This window comes from Castellaniella sp., assembly GCF_034674885.1.
GTDB lineage: Bacteria > Pseudomonadota > Gammaproteobacteria > Burkholderiales > Burkholderiaceae_B > Castellaniella.
The window spans coordinates 1-5,118 of sequence record NZ_JAUCDS010000049.1; the positions used below are offsets into that span (position 1 = coordinate 1).

Below are 5,118 nucleotides of genomic sequence, written 5' to 3' on the forward strand. Positions count from 1 at the left end.
ACCTCGACCGTGCGCATGCTGATGCCCATCATGTCGGCGATGACCTTGTTCATCCTGCCTTCCAGGATCAGGTCCATGACCTCGCGTTCGCGTGATGACAGCGAGGCCAGGCGTGTTTGCACCAACGCTTGATCGCCGGCCTTGAGTGATGCCTGCAGCGCTTCTTCCACGCGGTCTATCAGCTTGTTGTCGTTGAACGGTTTTTCAAAGAAATCGAAGGCCCCGCGTTTCAGGCTGTCGACAGCCATGGGCACATCGCCGTGGCCGGTCAGGAAGATGACGGGCATGCGCTGGGTCAGGCCGCGTGCCGCCAGGGTATCGAACAACAGGGCGCCGCTCATGTCGGGCATCCGCATGTCCAGCAGCAGGCAGTCACCTTCGGGGTTGAAGGCATAGTCTGCTCCCAGCATGTCCAAAAAAGGCTGGGCCCCATCGTAGCCCGCAGCGTGGATCTGGCGGGATTCCGCCAGCCAGATCAATGAATCCCGTATGGCTTCTTCATCGTCGACGATGTGTAGCACCTTGCTGTCTCCCCCTCTGGCGCGTGGTCTGAAATGACACGGCGGCTCTATTTTTTCATGTTTTCGGTGGCAATGGATGCGGGCAGCGAGAAGCGGAAAATCGTTCCCCCCTCTGGGTGGTCCGCGTAGGTCAGGGTGCCGCCGTGAAATTCGACGACGGTGCGACAGATTTTCAGACCCATGCCCATGCCATCGGATTTCGTGGAAAAGAACGGCGAGAACAGTCGTTCCTGTGCATGGGGCGGGATGCCGCATCCGCGATCAGCCACGCTGATGGTAACACTGCCTGGAGCGCTCGGGTCGGGGCCTGCGCCGATGTGCAGGACGCGGCGCGCCTGCTCTACATCGCGCATCGCCTCGATGGCATTGCGGGTCAGGTTGAGCAGCACCTGTTCCAGCATCATGGGGTCCGCCAGCACGGCGGGTGTGTCTGACTGGATATCGGTCTTGATACTGATAAAGTGCTGGCTGGCTTGCAGCTCGGCCAGTTGGGCGACGTCGGCGATCAGGGTCGGCAGCGCCACGGTTTCCCGGTGCGGCTCGCGCCGTTTGGCGAAGGAATGGACGCTGCGGATGACGTGTCCTGCGCGCTGGGCCTGGGTATTGGCCTTTTCCAGCGCGCCGCGGATGCGCTTCATCCCGGCGGCGTCCTGGTGCATGGCCGGGTTTTCCAACAGGTTCAGCGCACCGGTCGTATAGCTGGTGATGGCGGCCAGCGGTTGGTTCAGTTCGTGAGCCAGGGTCGATGCGATTTCCCCCATGGTCACCATTCTGGCGCTGGCCTGCAGTTTTTCCTGCTGGCGTCGGTTCAGTTCCTCGAATCGCTTGCGGTCAGAGATGTCCAGGATCGAGCTCATCCAGCCGGTCTGTTGGCCGGTCTCATCCACCAGCGCGGATTCGTAGACCAGGACGGGAAAGCGTTCATTGCCATGGCGCAAAAAGACGGTTTCGAAACCGTGGGAGCTGATCGTACCCGCCATGCGTTGCGCAAAGCGTTCCTGATATTCCCCCAGGACTTCCGGCGCCCAGTAGGGCATGGGGGGCGACAGTCCGATCAGGGATTGGGCCGGTATGCCGACCATCCTGCAAAAGGCGGGGTTGACGTAGGTGATTCTGCCGTTCAGGTCATAGACTCGCAAGCCGGTCACGAGGGAGTCTTCCATGGCCGTGCGAAAGGCGATCTGTTCGCGTAAGGCGCGTTCGACGGCGGTGCGGCGGTTGATATCGCGCCACAAGGCGCCAAGACTCCAGAACAGACCCAGCGTCAGTGCGACGACTGCGACGACCAGTAGATTGGGCAACAGGTTGGGGGCGCCTTTGACGCTGTCGGTGCGTAGCGTAATGTCTGCATAAGGCAGATGCAGGTCGTGCGCGTAGGTATAGACGCCGCGCCCTGCGCCGCCGGCCGTGCGCTGCCCGAGAGCATTTTCATGGCGGTCCGTCAGACTGATTTGGTTTTTCTGGGCAAACCACCAGGGCACCATCTGTTCCAGGATGCCGGTCAGCGAATAGGTGGCGATCACCCAGCCGATATGCTGACTGCCTTGATGGATTGGAAAGAGATAGTCCATCAGGGCAGGGTGCTGCGCATCGTCCGGTGGGGTCGGCTGGATATATTCCGGCGCATTGGTATCGCGTACGCGCGCCAGTTTCAGACGAAGTTCTTCCGACAGATCATCCAGGATAAAGCTGCCTTTCTGATTGGATGCCGTGCCTTTGCCATCCGCGTCGATCCAGGCGATGCGTACCAGTTCAGGATGATTGCGCAGCAGAAAATGCATGCGGTTCTGCAGCTTTTTATCCGCCAGGTGGGCGGTGGCGATGGCGTTGGCCAGCGAACGGATGTCGTCTTCGTTACGCCCCAGCTGAAAACGGATGGTCTGCTCGACCCACAGCGTATCGGCGATCAGCTGTTCCTGGCGCTCGGAGGATTCCATCTGCTGCGCCTGATGCGGCAGCCAGATGACCGTGGTCAGAAACAGCAGCGCGCACAGAATCGGCACCAGCCATTGCCAAGTGCGTCGGTGGATCAGCGAAGCGTAGGACGGAAAGGGCTTCATGCCAGATAGGATCAGGCCTGTCACCCCGCAGGCGGGGCGATGGCGGGAAGAGTGACGACAATGGCGACGCGCTTAGTGTAGCCGAGCCGTGCGACACAAAACGGGGCGGGTATTGACGTCCGCTTGTGGATTTCCACAGTTGAAACGCAGCGCCCGCTTGTCGAAAATGAGCGCACTTTCTTCGACAATGCAGCATCGAGATTACCAAGACCCGCATCCGCCATGAAGCTATTCGCCACCCTGTTCGCCTGTCTGTTGACGTACGCCCCGCTCGCCGCCGCGCAGCAGGAGCCCATCGTCATCCGGTTCAGTCACGTCGTGGCCTCGGACACGCCCAAAGGCAAGGCGGCGGTGCGGTTTCAGCAGTTGGCGGAGCAGGCCACGAATGGTCGCGTCCGTGTGCATATCTATCCGAACAGCCAGCTCTACCGGGACCGCGAAGAGTTGGAAGCCCTGCAGTTGGGCGCGGTGGAAATGATTGCGCCTTCTTTGTCCAAGTTCGGACCATTGGATGCACGTGAGTTCGAGGTGTTCGACTTGCCGTTCCTGTTTCCCGACGAAGCGGCGCTGCACCGGATCACGCATGGACCGATTGGGGCGGGCATGCTGCAGCGCTTACGGCTTAAGGGTGTCATCGGTCTGGCGTTCTGGGATAACGGCTTCAAATCTTTTTCCGCCAACCGCCCCTTGCTGGCGCCGACGGATATGGCGGGCTTGCGCATGAGAATTCAGCCTTCTCGGGTGCTGGATGCCCAGATGCGGGCGCTGGGCGCCCAGCCGATGGCCATGCGGTTCGGCGAAGTCTATGCGGCCCTGGAAGCAGGGGTGGTGGATGGCACGGAGAATCCACACTCCAACTTCTATACGCAGAACCTGCAGAACGTGCAGTCACACTTGACTGTGTCCAATCATGGTTATCTGGGCTATGTCGTCATCGTCAATCGAAAATTCTGGGAAGGCTTGCCTTCCGATATCCGCCAGGCGCTGGAAGCGGCCATGCGGGACGCGACTCTGTACGCCAGCTTAATTGCACGAGAAGAAAACGAACGAGCCCTGGAGGCGATTCGCGCATCTGGCGAAACGCAGGTCCATGTGTTGACGGAAGCAGAACTCAAAGACTGGAAAAGCGTCCTGGCGCCCGTCAGCGTCGAGATGGTGGACCATATCGGCGCGCAACTGATTTCTGATATTCGACAGGCAATTGAAGCCCCTTAGCGGGTCGATGCGGTCATCCGGGTTTTCCTCTGGCCGGGTGGGTGTTTTGCAAGGCAGCAAGACAAAGAGGCCAATCACAATTTCTGATGAATCACTTCTTTGGCAATCGATTTTGATCATTGCTTTAAAACCAGGAGACTTTGCTATGAAAATTCGTGTTCCCGTTCTCAAAACGCTAGGCGTCTGCTTGGCGCTGGCATTTTCATCGACGGCGCTGGCTGATCAGCCTATCGTCGTGAAGTTCAGCCACGTCGTTGCCGACAAGACCCCCAAGGGTCAAGGCGCTCTGAAATTCAAGGAACTGGCCGAAGCCGCCTTGCCGGGCAAGGTCGAAGTCCAGGTCTTCCCCAACTCGCAGTTGTTTGGCGACGGCAAGGAAATGGAAGCCCTGCTGCTGGGCGACGTGCAGATCATCGCCCCGTCCCTGGCCAAATTCGACCGCTACACCAAAAAACTGCAGATCTATGACCTGCCGTTCATGTTCAACGATATGGCCGCTTTGGATCGCTTCCAGGCCAGCCCCGCCGGCCAAAGCCTGCTGGATTCCATGACGTCCAAGGGCATCAAGGGCCTGGCCTACTGGCACAACGGCTTGAAGCAGATGTCCACCAACAAGGACAAGCTGGTTCGTCCGGAAGACATCAAGGGCCTGAAGTTCCGTATTCAGTCTTCTGACGTGCTGGAAGCCCAATTCCGTCAGCTGGATGCCAATCCGCAGAAACTGGCCTTCGCCGAAGTCTATCAGGCGCTACAGACTGGCGTGGTGGACGGAGCCGAAAATCCCTGGTCCAACATCTACTCGCAGAAATTTCACGAAGTCCAGAAAACTATCGCCGTCACCAATCACGGGGCGCTGGACTACATGGTCATCACCAATGCCGGCTGGTGGGACGGTTTGCCTGAGGACGTGCGTGCGGGTTTGAAGAAAGCCATGGACGGTGCGACTGAATACGCCAACCAGTTGGCCGCCGAAATCAATGATCGTGATCAACAGCAGATCGCCGAAGCCGGCAAGGCCAAGATCCAGACCTTAAGCAAGCGAGACGTCGCCGCCTGGCGCGAAGCAGTGCGCCCTGTCTGGACCAAGTTCGCGGATCAGATCGGTGAAGACCTGATTGCCAAGGCACGAGCGTCCAACGACGAATAATGACCGCTATCCAGTGACTATTTCGTCAATTGGCGGCTGCCGCATGGCGGCAGCCGCTTCATCATTTGATAGAGGAATTCCCCATGCCTAGAAAGTGGCTGGAACACTTCGAGGAAAGTCTGATCGCCTTCCTGCTGGCGGCCATGACCCTGGTCACTTTTGCCCAGGTCGTGGC

General features: G+C 59.0%; 4 protein-coding genes. 2 read left to right on the forward strand and 2 right to left on the reverse strand.

What is annotated here, in order from left to right:
• Positions 1 to 521, reverse strand: a 521-nt coding sequence (locus tag VDP74_RS15180) for a response regulator transcription factor (RefSeq protein ID WP_323000476.1), incomplete at its 3' end; no start/stop codon positions are given.
• Positions 522 to 568: 47 nt separating this feature from the next.
• Entirely contained in the window at positions 569 to 2,581 is a 2,013-nt protein-coding gene (locus VDP74_RS15185) for a sensor histidine kinase (protein ID WP_323000477.1), read from the reverse strand.
• Between the two features lie 222 nt (positions 2,582 to 2,803).
• Here VDP74_RS15185 and VDP74_RS15190 point away from each other — a divergent pair, with 222 nt between their 5' ends.
• Together VDP74_RS15190 and VDP74_RS15195 are read left to right on the forward strand one after the other, a co-directional pair.
• Positions 2,804 to 3,796: a TRAP transporter substrate-binding protein gene (locus tag VDP74_RS15190; RefSeq protein WP_322994850.1), complete on the forward strand. Its 993-nt coding sequence runs from the start codon at positions 2,804 to 2,806 to the stop codon at positions 3,794 to 3,796.
• Between the two features lie 145 nt (positions 3,797 to 3,941).
• Entirely contained in the window at positions 3,942 to 4,943 is a 1,002-nt protein-coding gene (locus VDP74_RS15195) for a TRAP transporter substrate-binding protein (RefSeq protein ID WP_322994851.1), read from the forward strand.
• Positions 4,944 to 5,118 lie beyond the last annotated feature (175 nt).